This is a genomic window from Pelomonas caseinilytica, from assembly GCF_021353235.1.
GTDB classification, from domain to species: Bacteria; Pseudomonadota; Gammaproteobacteria; order Burkholderiales; family Burkholderiaceae_C; genus Pelomonas; species Pelomonas caseinilytica.
In genome coordinates, this window is record NZ_JAJTWT010000038.1 from 1 (window position 1) to 1,547 (window position 1,547).

Sequence of the window (1,547 nt, forward strand, 5' to 3'; positions counted from 1 at the left end):
GACTCGGTTATTGAGCGGCAAAGCGACCTCAACCCGAGCGCGCAGACGCTGGGGCTGAACTCATCTCATCTGGCCTATGTGATCTACACCTCGGGCTCGACGGGATTGCCCAAGGGGGTGATGGTTGAGCATCGCAATGTGCTGCGCTTGGTCATCAACAATCCTTTTGTCTTGATCGGGCCAGGTGATTGCCTTGCGCATTGCTCTAACTCGAGTTTTGATGCAACCACCTGGGAGGTGTGGGGGGCCTTGCTCAACGGGGCGCGCGTGGACATTGCACCTCAAGAGCTGGTGTTGAGCCCTGCGCGATTGCGTGAGTATTTGCTGCGCAGTGGTGCCACAGCGGCTTTCTTCACCACTGCCTTGTTTCAGCAATATGTGCCTGTTTTGGGCTCGGCTTTGCAGGGGCTGCAATATCTGCTGTTTGGCGGCGAAGTCTGCGATCCAAACAAGGTGGCTGCGTTCATGCGTGCCCATCGCCCCGCTCATTTGATTCATTGTTATGGCCCAACGGAAACTACCACCTTCGCCACAACTTTTGACGTTGAGCAAGTTGATTCACAAACTCGCAGCATCCCTATCGGACGCCCGATTGCCAACACGCAGATCTACATCCTGGACCCGCAAGGTCAGCCGGTGCCGATCGGGGTGGCGGGTGAGATCTACATTGGTGGAGCAGGTGTTGCGCGCGGCTACCTGAACCGTCCCGAACTCACAGCAGAGCGCTTTATCGACGACCCGTTCAATGGGGGTCGTATGTACAAGACAGGGGACTTGGGTCGTTGGCTGGCGGACGGCAACATCGAGTACCTGGGGCGCAATGACTTCCAGGTCAAGATCCGAGGGTTCCGGATTGAGCTGGGCGAGATCGAGGCGCGCCTGTTGCAGTGCCAAGGGGTGCGCGAAGCGGTGGTCGTGGCCCGTGAGGACAGTCCTGGCGACAAGCGTCTGGTGGCCTATGTGCTGCCTCACAGCGGGCAGCAGGTCGAGCCAGCTGGTCTGCGCGGGCAACTGGCGCAGCACCTTGCCGAGTACATGATCCCCAGCGCGTTCGTGAGCCTGGGGTCTTTCCCGCTCACGCCCAATGGGAAGCTGGATCGCAAGGCTTTGCCGGCGCCCGATCAGGGCGCGGTGGTGATGCGTGGTTACGTGGAGCCGCTGGGTGAGGTCGAGCAGGCCTTGGCGCAGATTTGGCAAGAGCTGCTGGGTGTGGAGCGCGTGGGTCGGCATGACCACTTCTTTGAGCTGGGCGGGCACTCGTTGCTGGCGGTGCAGGTGGCTGCGGGCGTGCGTAGAGCGTTGGGCTTGGAGTTGCCTGTGCGGGAGCTGTTTGCTCGTCCCACATTGGCGGAGCTGGCCCAGACGTTGAGTGGGGCTGCCGCCGTGAGTCAGGCCCTGATCCCCTTGGCCGATCGCAGCCAACCGCTACCGCTGTCGTTTGCGCAGCAGCGCTTGTGGTTCATTGCTCAGCTCGATCAGGCCGCGAGCCGGGCTTATCACATTCCTGCAGCCTTGCGTTTGACTGGGGAACTCAATCGCGAGGCGCT

Annotated in this window: 1 protein-coding gene; it reads left to right on the plus strand. The window is 60.9% G+C overall.

The features are described from left to right. On the plus strand, window positions 1–1,547 hold a 1,547-nt coding region (locus LXT12_RS26655; RefSeq protein WP_233395556.1), incomplete at both ends, for a non-ribosomal peptide synthetase.